The sequence below is a fragment of the Oceanobacillus caeni genome (genome assembly GCF_042678465.1).
Taxonomy (GTDB): Bacteria; Bacillota; Bacilli; order Bacillales; family Amphibacillaceae; genus Oceanobacillus; species Oceanobacillus caeni.
This window is the reverse complement of record NZ_JBHTKV010000001.1, coordinates 170,831-184,534: the sequence shown is the minus strand read 5'-3', so window position 1 is coordinate 184,534 and position 13,704 is coordinate 170,831. Positions and strand designations below refer to the sequence as shown.

18 protein-coding genes are annotated in these 13,704 nt (G+C 34.5%); all 18 read left to right on the top strand.

Features of this window, described 5'->3' with window-relative positions; all coding sequences use genetic code 11:
* The first annotated feature begins 11 nt into the window (after window positions 1-11).
* The 18 genes from ACFQ18_RS00930 to ACFQ18_RS00845 all read left to right on the top strand — a co-directional run bounded on the left by ACFQ18_RS00930 (window position 12) and on the right by ACFQ18_RS00845 (window position 13,459).
* The gene (locus ACFQ18_RS00930) at window positions 12-1,436 is read left to right on the top strand and encodes a DEAD/DEAH box helicase (protein ID WP_379565508.1); all 1,425 of its coding nucleotides are present in this window, start codon (window positions 12-14) and stop codon (window positions 1,434-1,436) included.
* Complete coding sequence (locus tag ACFQ18_RS00925) at window positions 1,433-2,113, top strand: ComF family protein (RefSeq protein WP_204797644.1); 681 nt, start codon at window positions 1,433-1,435, stop codon at window positions 2,111-2,113. The genes ACFQ18_RS00930 and ACFQ18_RS00925 overlap by 4 nt, the downstream gene beginning before the upstream one ends.
* A gap of 24 nt (window positions 2,114-2,137) precedes the next feature.
* Complete coding sequence (locus ACFQ18_RS00920) at window positions 2,138-2,563, top strand: TIGR03826 family flagellar region protein (protein ID WP_047184757.1); 426 nt, start codon at window positions 2,138-2,140, stop codon at window positions 2,561-2,563.
* A gap of 70 nt (window positions 2,564-2,633) precedes the next feature.
* Entirely contained in the window at window positions 2,634-2,897 is a 264-nt protein-coding gene (gene flgM, locus ACFQ18_RS00915; protein WP_047184756.1) for a flagellar biosynthesis anti-sigma factor FlgM, read from the top strand.
* A 27-nt stretch (window positions 2,898-2,924) separates the two neighbouring features.
* Window positions 2,925-3,416 (top strand): flagellar protein FlgN, encoded by a 492-nt coding sequence (locus ACFQ18_RS00910; RefSeq protein WP_047184755.1) that lies wholly within the window; start codon window positions 2,925-2,927, stop codon window positions 3,414-3,416.
* A gap of 23 nt (window positions 3,417-3,439) precedes the next feature.
* Window positions 3,440-4,906, top strand: a complete 1,467-nt coding sequence (gene flgK / locus ACFQ18_RS00905; protein ID WP_047184754.1) for a flagellar hook-associated protein FlgK — start codon at window positions 3,440-3,442, stop codon at window positions 4,904-4,906.
* Between the two features lie 11 nt (window positions 4,907-4,917).
* Window positions 4,918-5,784, top strand: coding sequence for a flagellar hook-associated protein FlgL (flgL, locus tag ACFQ18_RS00900; RefSeq protein ID WP_047184753.1), 867 nt, complete (start codon window positions 4,918-4,920; stop codon window positions 5,782-5,784).
* 274 nt (window positions 5,785-6,058) lie between these two features.
* A complete protein-coding gene (locus ACFQ18_RS00895) occupies window positions 6,059-6,613 on the top strand; it encodes a DUF6470 family protein (RefSeq protein ID WP_047184752.1) in 555 nt (184 codons plus the stop codon).
* Between the two features lie 113 nt (window positions 6,614-6,726).
* Window positions 6,727-7,173 carry a flagellar assembly protein FliW gene (gene fliW / locus ACFQ18_RS00890; RefSeq protein ID WP_047184751.1) on the top strand — a complete coding sequence of 149 codons (447 nt, stop codon included), beginning with the start codon at window positions 6,727-6,729 and terminating at the stop codon, window positions 7,171-7,173.
* Complete coding sequence (gene csrA / locus ACFQ18_RS00885; RefSeq protein ID WP_047184750.1) at window positions 7,173-7,400, top strand: carbon storage regulator CsrA; 228 nt, start codon at window positions 7,173-7,175, stop codon at window positions 7,398-7,400. Before fliW ends, csrA begins: the two co-directional genes overlap by 1 nt.
* 71 nt (window positions 7,401-7,471) lie before the next feature.
* The gene (gene flaG, locus ACFQ18_RS00880) at window positions 7,472-7,828 is read left to right on the top strand and encodes a flagellar protein FlaG (RefSeq protein WP_047184749.1); all 357 of its coding nucleotides are present in this window, start codon (window positions 7,472-7,474) and stop codon (window positions 7,826-7,828) included.
* 13 nt (window positions 7,829-7,841) lie between these two features.
* Window positions 7,842-9,320, top strand: coding sequence for a flagellar hook-associated protein 2 (locus tag ACFQ18_RS00875; RefSeq protein ID WP_052771679.1), 1,479 nt, complete (start codon window positions 7,842-7,844; stop codon window positions 9,318-9,320).
* Between the two features lie 38 nt (window positions 9,321-9,358).
* Window positions 9,359-9,763, top strand: a complete 405-nt coding sequence (gene fliS, locus ACFQ18_RS00870; protein ID WP_047184747.1) for a flagellar export chaperone FliS — start codon at window positions 9,359-9,361, stop codon at window positions 9,761-9,763.
* Between the two features lies 1 nt (window position 9,764).
* The gene (locus ACFQ18_RS00865; protein WP_047184746.1) at window positions 9,765-10,118 is read left to right on the top strand and encodes a flagellar protein FliT; all 354 of its coding nucleotides are present in this window, start codon (window positions 9,765-9,767) and stop codon (window positions 10,116-10,118) included.
* A 175-nt stretch (window positions 10,119-10,293) separates the two neighbouring features.
* Complete coding sequence (hpf, locus tag ACFQ18_RS00860; RefSeq protein WP_047184745.1) at window positions 10,294-10,848, top strand: ribosome hibernation-promoting factor, HPF/YfiA family; 555 nt, start codon at window positions 10,294-10,296, stop codon at window positions 10,846-10,848.
* A 262-nt stretch (window positions 10,849-11,110) separates the two neighbouring features.
* On the top strand, window positions 11,111-12,235 hold the full coding sequence (locus ACFQ18_RS00855; RefSeq protein WP_047184744.1) for a YibE/F family protein: 1,125 nt from the start codon (window positions 11,111-11,113) through the stop codon (window positions 12,233-12,235).
* Window positions 12,232-13,014 (top strand): YibE/F family protein, encoded by a 783-nt coding sequence (locus tag ACFQ18_RS00850; RefSeq protein ID WP_204797643.1) that lies wholly within the window; start codon window positions 12,232-12,234, stop codon window positions 13,012-13,014. The genes ACFQ18_RS00855 and ACFQ18_RS00850 overlap by 4 nt, the downstream gene beginning before the upstream one ends.
* 277 nt (window positions 13,015-13,291) lie before the next feature.
* Window positions 13,292-13,459 (top strand): hypothetical protein, encoded by a 168-nt coding sequence (locus ACFQ18_RS00845; RefSeq protein WP_157851570.1) that lies wholly within the window; start codon window positions 13,292-13,294, stop codon window positions 13,457-13,459.
* Window positions 13,460-13,704: the final 245 nt, after the last annotated feature.

Here is a 13,704-nt window from a genome sequence, read left to right as displayed (position 1 = left end):
AAGGAAAGTGAGTGAATACTATAGTGGAAACAATAACTCCCACACAATTAGAAAATCTATCTAGGATCTTTTCCGGTAGAATTTTATTACGAAGAGAAATTCCACTTAATGAACCTACATTTCAACAGTTCCTCGATAATCAATATTTAATTCCTCAGAAATCCATCATCAAGAAGTTACTTGCTCACCAATGCATGCGATGTGGGAATGAAAAGAAATCCTTATTTGCAAAAATCCCGTGCTCCATATGTAATAAGACACATTTATATTGTAGAAAATGTATTCAAATGGGACGCGTGATGGAATGTGAGCCTTTGTATACATGGGGTGGAGAACCACCAAACTGGTCTACATATAAACAACCATGTACATGGGATGGAACATTAACACAAGGTCAACTACAGGCGTCCAATCATATGGTTCAAGCGATTCGCAGTGGGGAAAAGGAATATTTGATCTGGGCGGTTTGCGGAGCAGGAAAAACAGAAATGATTTTCCCTGCAATTACCGAAACACTCCAACAAGGAAAACGTATTTGTATTGCTACCCCGAGAGCTGACGTCGTTCGTGAGCTTTATCCTCGATTACAGAAAGCATTTGAAGAAGTTCCTGTTCAAGCATTATATGGTGGGAGTGAAACGAAGGATGCAACTGCACAGTTAATCATTGCAACAACCCATCAGTTACTTCGCTTTCAACATGCATTCGATGTTGTCATTGTTGATGAAATCGATGCCTTCCCTTTCCATGCTGATCCTTCCCTTCCCTATTCCGCAAATCGTGCGAAGAAACAAGATAGCACCATGATTTATTTAACAGCAACTCCAAGAAAAGACCACCAAAAGCGAATAGCTAAAAAAACGCTCCCGCATACATTTGTGCCTGTCCGGTTCCATGGACATCCTTTACCGGTTCCTAAAACAAAAATTTGTTTTTCTCTTAAAAAAGATTTAGATGAATATCGGTTACCGAAGGCATTCTATAACTGGCTTCCTAAAAGAGAAAACTCCAAACGACAACTCTTAATCTTTGTTCCTACCATTAAACTAGCTGAGAAAATGAAAGATTCACTTGCTAGTATTTTAAAAAAAGAAAAAGTAATCTCATCAGAAGCGATGCTCACATCCGTTCATGCAGAAGACGTAGATCGGGAAGAGAAAGTAATTCAGTTTAGACAGAAAAAAATAACTGTCATGATTACAACGACCATATTAGAAAGGGGAGTAACATTTCCCTCTGTGGATGTTGCAATAGTGGATGCTGGCCATTCTGTTTTTGATGAAGCTGCTTTAGTGCAAATTGCTGGACGAGCAGGGAGGAGTGCAGACGACCCAATCGGGGAAGTGATTTTCTTTCATGATGGGAAGACAGAGGCAATGGAAAGAGCAATTGCCTCTATTAAAAAAATGAATAAACGTGGAGGATTTGAAACATGAATTGCGCTTGGTGTGATACGGAAATTATTCTTTCATTAAGTTGGGCGAATTTAATTATGCTGGAAAAGGAAGAGATCTTATGTTCCGAGTGTAAGCTAGGTTTAGAATGGATAAATGGGAATCGGTGTGATCGATGTAGTAGAAATACAACAGAAAAAAGATGCGCGGATTGTATGTGGTGGGAAGAAAAAGAGAAGAATGAATCCCTTCAATTCAATTATTCTATTTTCACCTATAATCCATTTATGAAAGAGGTTATTGCAAAATGGAAGTATCGTGGTGATTATTATTTAGGATATATTTTTGAAAATTATTTGATGGAAGCATTTCAAGAAAATTTTTCATTTCTAAAAAAGAACGGGTTTGTCGTTCCTATTCCATTAAGCGAAGAACGATTGCTTGAAAGAGGTTTTAATCAAGCGAAAATGATAGCCGATTTTTTACCGATAGAAACAAAAGAAATTTTAACAAGATTGCATGGAGAAAAGCAGTCAAAAAAGTCCCGTATGGAGAGAATAATATCGAAAAATCCTTTTTTTATAACGGAATCTATTAACAAACCTGTCCTATTGGTCGATGATATATATACAACAGGAACAACCTTGCGCCATGCGGCTCGACTATTAAAGAAACATGGCTGTCCAAATGTTTACGCATTAACATTGGTACGAGGGTAATTATACGAGAAAAGAGGGTATAAGATGGCAGAATTAGCTAATTGTTCCCGCTGTGGAGCCATCTTTGTCAAGGCACTCCGGGATATTTGTCAAGATTGTTATCATGAAGAAGAGAAAGCTTTTCAAACGGTAAATACATTTTTACGTGATCAGAAAAATCGTAAGGCCACAATGATTGATATAATAAATGCTACAGGAGTACAAGAAAGCTATATCACAAAATTTATAAGAGAAAAACGTTTATTATTATCAAAGTTTCCCAATTTATCTTATCCATGTGAAATTTGTGGAATCGGTATAACGTCAGGTAAGCTCTGCAAGGATTGCCAAGAATCCATTGTAAAAGATTTAAAAAGAGAAGAAGAACTGGAAAGGAAAGTAGAAAGGAACAAAAAGATGAATTCTGTTGCGAATACGTATTATACAATGGATAAGCAAAATAGAAAATAAGTCTTTATTTTTATTGAAATGTGCCGATAATATAAAGTAGAGAAGTTTATGGGAGAAAGGGTGAAGAATTTTGAGAATAAATGGTTCGAATCAGCCAAATTTTAACCCCTATAAAAATATTGTAAAGAAACAAGCGGAAGTTAAACGAGAAATCAATAAACAAGATCAAATTGAAATATCGAAAGAAGCGAAACAATTACAAGAAAGTGAAAGACCAAATGAAAAACGGGCGGAATATGTTCAATCAATCAAGAATTTAGTTCAATCTGGTGAATATAAGGTGGATTCTGAAAAAGTAGCAAAAAAAATGATTGAATTTTGGTCAAATAAGTAAGGGTTATATGTAAAAGGAGGACTTATTATGTCCGTAAAACCTATCATTCAATCGTTAGGTAAACTACTAGAAATTCATAAAGGATTACTTGCTATCTCTGAACAAAAAACAGAATTAGTAAAAGCAGGTACGATAGATAAGTTGCAACAATTGTTAGTGAAAGAACGGAAGCAAATCCGTCTCTTAGAACAAATGGAAGGAAAAAGGCAGCAAGAAGTGGAAGAATGGTTGACTGCACAAGGACTTCCAACAAAGGATGCAACGATCACAACGATATTGGAACATCTTGAAAATGAAACGGAAAAAGTAGAGATTACTAACGTATCGGAACAATTAACTAATTATATAATGAAATTAAAACAACAAGAATCATTAAATCAAACATTAATCAATCAATCATTGGAATTTGTGCAACTATCTTTAGATTTATTAAATCCGTCTATTTCCAATTTGAATTACGGAAAACAAAAACAGGAAAAGAAATCATATAATCGATCGATTTTTGATTCACAAGTATAACACGAGGTAAAGAGGAGAAGACAATGAGTACATTTCGTGGATTAGAAATGGCGAAACAAGCCATATTTACACAACAATCTGCACTTCATACAACCGGGCATAATATTGCAAATGCCAATACGGAAGGGTACACGAGACAACGTGTTAACTTTGAAACAAATAAGCCATCCCCTAACGCATCCAGAAATCGTCAAGAATTACCCGGACAAATTGGTACAGGTGTAAAGGCGGGTTCCATTCAACGAGTAAGAAACCAATTTTTAGACGTGCAATTCCGTGGAGAAAACAGCAAATTTGGTTATTATGAAACAAGGAATGAAGCACTAGCACGGATGGAAAATATGTTAAATGAGCCGTCTGATACAGGATTGTCAGCGTCAATGAATCAATTTTGGCAGTCTTTACAAGATTTAGCGGTTAATCCGGAAAATGCTGGTGCAAGGTCCGTTGTTCTTCAGCGTGGAAAATCACTTGCAGGTACATTTAATTATCTTTCCGATTCTTTAAATAAAATTCGTGGTGATTTAAAAAATCAACTCGAAGTTACCTTAAAAGATGCAAATACCATGCTTGAGGAAGTCAATAAAATTAACCAAGAAGTAAGAAATTTGGAAACGCACGGATATGCTGCTAATGATTTATATGATAAACGAGACGTATTATTAGATAAACTATCCAAAATTATTCCGATCGAAGTGACGTATGATAAACAAAATAATGGAGATGGGGTAGCAACTGTATCCATTGTTGATGACACGGGAAATGAGATTGCGACTTTAATTGATGGGAAAACGGATACCGTAAATACCTTTTCGGAAACAGGTATTTATTCCGAAGTAAATAAATTGGATGTAGTCTCACAAATAAAAGTTGGAGACATGACCCTTTCTATGGATCAGCTTCTATCTTCAAAAGGTTCTCTAAGTGGACTGATTGAATCACAAGGCTATACATTAGATGGACAAACAGTAGAAGGAGATTACCCAGTCTTTCTTTCCAAACTAGATGCGATGGCTTTTGAATTTGTTGAAGCATTTAATAATCTACATGGGGATGATTTTTTCAGCTTTGATGGCAACATTACCGATCAAAATGGTGCAGCAGGGGCCATAAAAGTTGTTTTAGAGGATCCGACAAAAATTAATGCTGGAAGTGAATCAGGTAACGGGCAAAATGCGTTGGATTTAGCTGATTTATTGCATGAACCGTTAACAGATTTAGATGATTCTTCGATGATGGATTTCTATGAATCTGTCATTGGTGATCTTGGGGTAATAGCTGAACATGCAAAAAGAATGACGGAAAATACTACCATCTTGAAATCACAGGTGGAAAATCAACGTATGTCAGTTAGTGCCGTATCATTGGATGAAGAACTTACGAATATGCTTCAGTTTCAACATGCGTATAATGCAGCGGCTAGAAGTATGACGGCAACAGATGAACTACTCGATCAAGTAATTAATCGTATGGGATTAGTAGGAAGGTAGGTGAATAATGCATGCGTGTTACACAGGGAATGATTTCGAATAATATGCTTCGTAATTTATCAAACAGCTATTCCAAAATGGATCAGTACATGAATCAGTTAAGTACGGGGAAAAAGATTACTAGACCTTCTGATGACCCTGTCGTTGCCATGAAGGGGATGGGGTATCGTTCTGAAGTTCTTCAAGTAAAGCAATATCAACGGAATACCAATGAATTACATAATTGGTACGATAATTCGGATGCTGCTCTTGATAAAGCAACCAAAGCGATGCAACGTGTGAGAGAATTAGCGGTTCAAGCAAGTAATGGAACGTATGATGAAAATGAACGCAAAAGTATTGCGCAAGAAGTGGCGCAATTAAAGGAACATTTAGTTGAAATTGCGAATACGCAAGTAAATGATAAATATATTTTTAACGGTGCCCATACAGAAGCACCACTAGTGAAAGATAATGGTGCGAACTTCGATGAGTATGTTCCAGTTGAAATAGAAGTTTCTAAAGGAACGTCATTAACTGCTAGCGTAAACGGTCAAGAGGTTTTTGAAGGATTGGTTACGACATTAGATACGTTTGTTAATCATTTGAATAGTAATGATAATGATGGAATTAATAATAGTATCGAAGAAATCGATAAAGGTATCGATAAAATTATTAATTCTAGAGCAGATTTAGGGGCTCGAATGAATCGTTTGGAATTAGTTGAAAATCGTTTAAGTGAACAAGAAACAATTGCTACGAAAACGATGTCCGAAAATGAAGATGTGGACTACCCCCAAACGATTACCGAATTAATAACTCAAGAGAGTTTACATCGTGCTGCACTTTCAGCTGGAGCGCGAATTATTCAACCAACGTTACTTGACTTTTTAAGATAAGAACAAAAGCGCAAGCGCCCGTTTAGCGACGTACGGACTGGACTGAGCCGCAGGAGATAAAGGAAACACGACGAACGGAGTGAGGCGATGTTGACTTATCGCACGGAGGTGAAGGAAGTCTCGCTAGTCGCTGGGCGCTGGAGCTGGACGTGGCCTTTCTGATGATAAGCTTTAATAAGCTAACTTTTTATACATTCTTACTTATTGATAAGGTCCTACCTTCATTTAAAGGGAAGGGCCTTTATTTAACTTTCTGAATCAGGAGAGGATTATGATGCAGTTTCCCCAAATTCGTTTACAATCACAACATGCACAAATTCAATTACATATTAAAGACGCGACACTAGAAATACAACAACCGAAAGCAGATCTTTCCATCCAACAGCCTCCTGCCGAACTATCGATTCAAATAATGCCTGCAAAGCTTGATATTGACCAGTCTCAAGCATGGGCTGAAATGAATTTTAAAACGATTACACAATTGAATCAAGATTTTGCCGCAGAAGGCCGTAATCAATCATTGGAGGGTACTGGAAGACGTGCAAGTGAGGGAGCGGAATTAATGCAGATTGAAAATGGAGAAAACCCATTAATATCCCAGGCGGTAAATAATGCGTTTGAACCGATGAAACAATTGGGGATTACTTTTATTCCTTCCCCATTTTCCGTAAAACTAAATTATCAACCTGCAGAAGTACAGGTTGATGTAAAAGTTAATAAACCAATGATCGAAAGCTCCCCTAATAAGCCAGTCATTCATTATGAAAAAGGGTCAGTTGAAACATCATTAAAACAAAAAGAGGAATTACAAATAGATTTTGGCAGATAAGAAAGCATAAACTTTCTTATCCTGCATAAGTGCAACTAAGGCATTCGCCCAAAAGCTAGGCGAACGCCAAGTTTTCTAATAAACATTACAGTTTAAAGAGGTGAAAAGAAAAAATGAAATTACAAACAAAGTATTTAGGTGAAATCGCAATAGAGGAGCAAAAACAAATTTATTTTGCAAATGGTATTCCAGGTTTTCCTGATGAAAAACAATTTGTTCTATTAGATGTACCGGATAATCCAGTTTTTCAGATTTTGCAGTCGGTTCAATCCACCTTTACTGCATTTTTCGTTATCAATCCTTTTCTACTTTATAAGGATTATAGTTTTGATTTAGACGATAATACGATTGAAACCCTTCAAATTAAAAGTGAAAACGAAGTAGTGATACTCTCCATTGTTACGTTAAAGGACCCGTTTCACTCAAGTACCATCAATTTAAAAGCTCCTATTGTGATAAATTCCAATCAAATGCTCGGTAAACAATACATTTTAAATCATGAAGATTATCCATCTAAAGCATCGATTAACCCAAGTCTTGTTTTGGAAGGGGAGAAATAATGCTTATTTTAACAAGGAAGAAAAATGAGTCTATCCAAATTGGTGATGATATAGAAATCAAAGTACTTGGAATCGAGGGTGACCAAGTAAAGTTAGGCATTGAAGCACCCAAATCGGTGGAAATACATCGGAAAGAAATTTACTTGGATATTAAGGAGCAAAACAATGAAGCGGCTAATATCTCCCTGGATGTATTAAGGATATTAAAGGATTCGAATAAAAATTAAGGGAATGGTTTAAATTTAGTTAGAAATATCCGATATTAATGTTGATCAAACATTTATGGGGAGAAATGAAAATGGTAATGGACAAATTAATGCCAATTACGCAAACATTAGAAGTTCCATATAGTAGAAGAGTTTCAACGATGTCGGATAAGACTACATTGGGAGATAGGGTAAATCCTATAGGAAATATAGATCCTATAGTAGATAAAACGGAAGTAGAAAAAACAGTAAACGCTCTAAATGATTTTTTGATACCAGAGCAAAGAAATATTAAATTTGAATTTCATGAAAAACTTGAACGGTATTATGTAACTGTCGTGAATTCAGAAACAAAGGAAATAATTAGAGAAATCCCACCTAGAAAATTATTAGATTTGTATGCAGATATGGCTGATTTTATGGGATTTTTGATTGATAAAAGGGTATAAGGAGTGTATGAATATGAGAATTAGTGGGTTAGCCACTGGAATGGATACGGAATCAATCATTAATGACTTAATGAAAGCCGAGAAAATCCCTCTCGATAAGATGGAACAAGATAAGACGAAAATAGAATGGCAACGGGACAAGTTTCGCGAGATTAATACATTGAGACAAAAGATTGATGATATGGCATTTGACATGCAACTATCAAAAACTTTTAAAACGAAATCAGTACATTCGTCGATGGAAAATGCCGTAACAGCTACTGGTAGTCCTAAGGCACCAGAAGGGACGTATAAGATAGAGGTAACGAAATTAGCTACTTCCGCAATTATTACAAGCGGATCACTTGACATAGACCCTAATAAAAAGTTATTGGATGAATTAAAGGATCCCAATGTTGAAACATCTTTTAAATTAACAACTTATACGCTTGATGAAAAAGGTAAAGCTATTCCTGTTGAGAGAAATTATACAATTGGCGAAGATGATACATTAAATGATTTAATTAAACGGATTAATGAAGACGATAATAATATTAGAATGTTTTTCGATGATAATACAAAGCAACTTGTTATGGAAACAACCAGAACAGGAAAGTATAATCCAAACGACAAAGAAAATGAAATAGAATTTGATGATAATTTTTCAAATCTATTTATAAAGGAAGATAGTGTTGTAAAAGATGCGACAAATGCCAAATTTAAATACAATGATGCCTATGAAATAGAAACGAAGGAAAATAACTATACTTTAAACGGGATTAATTTTGAATTTAAGAATACAACTGATGGAGTTCCAGCAACTGTTACGTTAACTAACGATATCGATGCTACAGTAGATCATATTAAAGAGTTTGTTGAAAAATACAATGAACTAATCGACCTAATGAATAAAACGCAACGGGAAGAAAAATATCGTGATTTTCCACCACTTACAGAGGAACAGAAGAAGGAATTAGAGGAAAGAGAAATAGAACTTTGGGAAGAAAAAGCAAAAAGTGGAATACTTCGTGGAGATTCTATCATTACATCAGCCTTAACGAATTTACGTCAAAATTGGTACCAGTCTGTTGATACAGGTGGCGAATATAATGTCATTAGTCAAATCGGAATAACTACTACGAAAGACTATTTAGATGGTGGAAAAATAGAAATAAATGAGGAAAAGCTGAAAGAAGCATTACAAAAGGATCCAGATAGTGTTTATAAACTTTTTGCTGGGAGTGGAGACAAGAAGGGGATCATGGACCATCTGGATGATAGTTTGGAAACCATGAAAACAAAGATCAATGAACGGGCTGGAAGAAGTTCAGACACGTTATCAAACTATACATTAGGAAAGCGAATAAAGGATATCGATAGCAGAATGAATGACTTCCAAAATCGCTTGCAACAGATAGAGACCCGCTATTGGCGCCAATTCACAGCAATGGAAAAAGCAATTTCAACGATGAATAATCAATCCGCAATGTTAATGAACAACTTTTTCCAATAATTTAAAGTTATAGCCCTTTAAGAGGAGTGTAATCAATTATGACAACTAATAAAGCATACAGTACATATCAAAATAATACTGTTAATACAGCGTCTAGTGGGGAATTAACCCTCATGCTATATAATGGATGTATGAAGTTTATTAAACAAGCAATGAAAGATATTGGAAGTAATAATTTTGAAGCAAAAAATACAAACATCCAAAAGGCACAAAATATCATTCAAGAATTAATGATTACCTTAGATCCTAAAGCGGAGATATCGAAGCAAATCATGCCACTCTATGAATATATGCATTTTCAATTAAAAGAAGCTAATGTGAAAAACGATCCGGTTATTTTAGAAGAAGTTTTAGGTTTTGTAACAGAATTTAGGGACACATGGAAACAAGTACTCATCGAAACAAGGAAACAAAACTACGTGAAGCAAGGTGCCCAAATATAATATGAACCAACTACAAACAGTTTTTGATATAACCGTAGAAATGAAGCAAATTTTAGATAAAGATATTTCCTCCAATGAAAGAGAAGCGACAATTGAACAATTAAATAATTTATTACTTCAAAGAGAGCCGTTCCTAGAACAACTAACTCCACCTTTTTCAGAGCAAGAGGACTTGTTGGGAAAAAAACTTGTGCTTTTAAATCAAGAGGTTCAACATTTAATGGATCAATTATTTTCTACATTAAAGACGGAAATAAAGCAAATGAATAGACAAAAGAAATCGAATAAGAACTATACAAATCCCTATCATAATGTACATGTTATGGACGGTATGTATTTGGATAAGAAAAAATAACAGGAATGTTTCTTAACCATTCTAATAAATATAGAACGTATAAATCATTAATATGTGAAGAATTAGTAAACATTTAATTAATATTTAAATTTTTTCTAAAGATTCTTCACCATTAAGCAGGAAAAATACGTCGAAATATAGTATAGTTTAAGTATAAGGAAAGGAGGACACTTACATGAAATTTAACATTCGTGGTGAAAATATTGAAGTAACAGGGGCAATACGGGAATATGTAGAGAAGAAAATTAGTAAATTGGAAAGATACTTCGATTCCCCGCTTACATCCGAGGTACATGTTAATTTAAGTGTCTATAATGACGAGCAACGTATAGAGGTAACTATACCTATGACGAATTTGCTACTACGTGCTGAGGTTCAACAACTTGATTTATATGCTGCTATTGATTTAGTAGTAGATAAACTAGAAAGACAGATCCGTAAGTATAAAACAAAAGTAAATCGCAAATCTCGACAAAACGGAGCTCCTAAGTACGCCTTTGCCGAAATGGAAAAACAAATAATGAATAATGAAACGGAAGATGACGACGATTTTGAAATTGTTCGTACCAAACGATTTAATTTAAAACCTATGAATCCAGAGGAAGCGATTCTACAAATGGATATGCTAGGTCATGAGTTCTTTGTATTCACTAATGACAGTTCTGGTGAATCCAATGTGGTATATCGTCGTAAAGATGGAAAATACGGTTTAATTGAACCGACTGTTTAAAATGAAAGATTAATAGAATAATTTTAAAAGGACAACTCTTTATATAAGGGGTTGTCCTTTTTATGATGTAAATATATATTAAGTCAACTTGCATAGCAAATGATGATTTCCTGCCTAAAAGATAAACGCCCTTGACCACTAATATTATAACTGCTATTCTATCCATTGTTATAATACCGCATCGGAGTTTTGTTATCTATTTATTATTGGAAACTATGAATGGACTTGCATTTTAACGTCACACTTATGTTAAAGGTTTGGAGTGGGTATTATCATTTACAAATTTAAGAAAAAGCCATTAATTTACACATTCATCTTTATTTGCTTTATTACTTCTATTATCTTCGTATATCACAACTATGGATTTTATGAACGTCCGATAGCAAAAGTCATCCAAACAGACCTAGAAGATTCAACTGATATAACGGATATACATGATAACAATGATCGGATCTTTACCCAGCAAATTATAGCTGAAATAAAAAATGGTGAGGAAAAAGGACAGCTTATCCATTTAACAAATAAGTATTCACTGTCTAGAGCCAATGATCAACCTTATCAGAAAGGTAATGAGGTATTTGTTTCATTTGAAAAAAATACAATAGAAAACCCGCAATTAACTGGAAACATTACAGATGTAAAACGTGATAAATATATTGTAATTGTGGCATGGATTTTTATCTTTACTTTACTTATCGTTGGGAAAAAACAAGGGCTATTTGCCAGTATCAGTTTAGCGGTGAATATCCTTTTATTGTCCTATGCATTGGATATTTATGTAAGGACGGATTTGAATTTATTATGGATATGCGGGATAACGGTTATTTTATTCACCATTATTTCTTTGCTACTTGTTAATGGATTTAATGAAAAAACGTATACAGCTATTATTGCGACTTTATTAGGAACATTTAGCTCCCTTTTAATTACGTATTTTGCTATCTGGATAGCTTCTGAGAATGGGCTTTACTATGAAGAAATGCAATATTTGACAAGACCATATCGACTAATATTTTTAGCAGGGTTATTTATTGGTTCTTTAGGAGCCGTAATGGATGTTGCCATTTCACTATCGTCTGCTACGTTTGAATTATATAACAAAAACAACGATATATCGGTTAAAGCACTTAAGGCATCTGGAATGGAAATTGGAAAAGATATTATGGGGACGATGACCAATATTTTATTTTTTGCCTATATAAGTGGATCCATTCCAATGCTTATTTTATATTTAAAAAATTATTCGCCACTAGGTTTTACTCTTTCTATCAATCTTTCATTGGAGCTGGCCCGTGCTCTAGCTGGTGGCATTGGAATTGTTTTAACCATTCCAATAGGCCTATATACATCTATTTTCTTTATTAAGCGAAAGAGGGAAAATTCATGAATGTACTAGTATTATTGGTGATTATTTTATTTGCATTGATGATATGGATTGGTGGAAAAAAAGGAGCACGATCTTTTGTTTCTTTATTTTTAAATTTTGGGGTTATCCTAGTATCTGTGTTTTTTATGATGGATGCAAATGCTGATCCAATTATTATCACTTTAATTGCTTGTACGGTAATAAGTTGTATCAATCTTTTTTATATTAATGAAGTAAATAGTAAAACAGTAACAGCCTTTATTTCTACCCTTATTACGGTGACTATTTTATTATTCTTTATTTATATCGTAACAAAGAAGGCCATGATTCAAGGCTTTGGGGAAGAAGAAATGGATGAAATTAGTGTCATCTTCTCTCTTTATCCTGGGTTAGATTTTGTTAAAATTTCTGCTGCGGTGATTATTATGAGTACCATTGGCGCCGTTACAGATATAGCCATTTCTATAACATCTCCTATGCAAGAAATTTTTAACCAACATCCGTCCATTAAGAAAAAGGAATTGTTCACATCTGGATTATCTATTGGGAAGGATATTTTGGGTTCCAATACCAACACATTATTTTTCGCTTTTATCGGTGGTTATATGGCTTTACTTATTTGGTATAAGGATTTATCCTACTCCTTTGGTGATATTGTTAATTCAAAAATATTTAGTGCTGAGATGATTACGATTTTTTGTGCTGGGATTGGGATAGCTCTGGTCATTCCCATCGCATCCCTAATTAATGCACATTATTTAATTAAAATAAGGGATAAAAAAAGTGATAGTAAGATTTAATTGAAGTTTATCAGTCCAATTTGCACATATAAATTGGACTGATTTTTTACTTTTTAAGCATGTTACGGTTTTTAATATGCGTGGCGAAAAATGTCGAATGGTTAACTGAAATTTAAAAATGGTTAATCGTTGGGTTCCGTTTTTAAAAATCATGCAAATTTATAGAAAATATTGAAGAAAAATGCTTATTTTATCGAGCCAAAACTGCATTTCTTCAATTAGTACTTTAGATACTATATGTGGTAAAAATAAGTCAACGGAACTAGGAGGTGGTGATGTGAATGAGCGTGATAAATTAGTTTTACTTGAGTTACAAAAGAAGGTTCACCAGCATGAACAAACAATCAGCCAATTACTTAAAATTGTGGCTGCCACTAATAAAAAAATGACGGAATTAACAATGAACCAGAATAATACTGCAGCAAGGAGACTACTTATCAAATAACTCCCCCGAAAGTTTCCCCTATTTTCTCCATAAATTCCGCGAAATATGACCTCTTAAGAGAGTAATCTATCCCCGGATTACTCTCTTTCTTAATTTTTCTGTCCAATTCATTCCATGTGCACAAAGTTGTCATTGGTCAGCCTAAAATGTTATTATTAATCAATAGATGTAGTATGATTTTATCTACGGATGGGGAAATTTTTCCTCCTGGGGTTCCGATTACTCGCCCCACCGTAAAAATTTGC

What these genes read in the sequence shown, in the direction of transcription:
- ACFQ18_RS00920 (WP_047184757.1), top strand. Translation starts at nt 2,138, where the DNA reads ATGGCAGAATTAGCTAATTGTTCCCGCTGTGGAGCCATCTTTGTCAAG.
- ACFQ18_RS00895 (WP_047184752.1), top strand. Translation starts at nt 6,059, where the DNA reads ATGCAGTTTCCCCAAATTCGTTTACAATCACAACATGCACAAATTCAA.
- ACFQ18_RS00865 (WP_047184746.1), top strand. Translation starts at nt 9,765, where the DNA reads ATGAACCAACTACAAACAGTTTTTGATATAACCGTAGAAATGAAGCAA.
- ACFQ18_RS00910 (WP_047184755.1), top strand. Translation starts at nt 2,925, where the DNA reads ATGTCCGTAAAACCTATCATTCAATCGTTAGGTAAACTACTAGAAATT.
- flaG (WP_047184749.1), top strand. Translation starts at nt 7,472, where the DNA reads ATGGTAATGGACAAATTAATGCCAATTACGCAAACATTAGAAGTTCCA.
- ACFQ18_RS00925 (WP_204797644.1), top strand. Translation starts at nt 1,433, where the DNA reads ATGAATTGCGCTTGGTGTGATACGGAAATTATTCTTTCATTAAGTTGG.
- flgL (WP_047184753.1), top strand. Translation starts at nt 4,918, where the DNA reads ATGCGTGTTACACAGGGAATGATTTCGAATAATATGCTTCGTAATTTA.
- ACFQ18_RS00850 (WP_204797643.1), top strand. Translation starts at nt 12,232, where the DNA reads ATGAATGTACTAGTATTATTGGTGATTATTTTATTTGCATTGATGATA.
- fliW (WP_047184751.1), top strand. Translation starts at nt 6,727, where the DNA reads ATGAAATTACAAACAAAGTATTTAGGTGAAATCGCAATAGAGGAGCAA.
- csrA (WP_047184750.1), top strand. Translation starts at nt 7,173, where the DNA reads ATGCTTATTTTAACAAGGAAGAAAAATGAGTCTATCCAAATTGGTGAT.
- flgK (WP_047184754.1), top strand. Translation starts at nt 3,440, where the DNA reads ATGAGTACATTTCGTGGATTAGAAATGGCGAAACAAGCCATATTTACA.
- hpf (WP_047184745.1), top strand. Translation starts at nt 10,294, where the DNA reads ATGAAATTTAACATTCGTGGTGAAAATATTGAAGTAACAGGGGCAATA.
- fliS (WP_047184747.1), top strand. Translation starts at nt 9,359, where the DNA reads ATGACAACTAATAAAGCATACAGTACATATCAAAATAATACTGTTAAT.
- ACFQ18_RS00875 (WP_052771679.1), top strand. Translation starts at nt 7,842, where the DNA reads ATGAGAATTAGTGGGTTAGCCACTGGAATGGATACGGAATCAATCATT.